We start from the raw sequence: 285 nt of genomic DNA on the forward strand, positions 1-285 counted from the left end.
CACTGCCGCGCCATCCGGTACCGCAATAGAAAGCGAGATGTTTGTCGGGAGTAATTCCGGTTTGTTTCCAGTTCTCAATGACTTCATGAAATTCCCTGGTGGTGTGATCAACATTCCTGTAGTTTTCCATGTGGTAAGCATCACTTCCACAATCGGCAAAAATAGCTCCGGGAATTCTACCTTTAGCTTCTATATAATTGTAACCGCTTACCTCCCCAATATATTCGGGATAGCTACGCACACATACGAGTTCGGCATCCTGCGCGGCGATCATGGTTTTAGCTT

The 285-nt window shown here is 46.3% G+C and carries 1 protein-coding gene; it reads right to left on the reverse strand.

All coding sequences use genetic code 11. From position 1 onward, the window contains the following. On the reverse strand, positions 1-274 hold a 274-nt coding region (locus tag HC175_RS23370), incomplete at its 3' end, for a rhodanese-like domain-containing protein (RefSeq protein WP_262887270.1). Positions 275-285: the final 11 nt, after the last annotated feature.

This window comes from Salinimicrobium oceani (assembly GCF_012037645.1).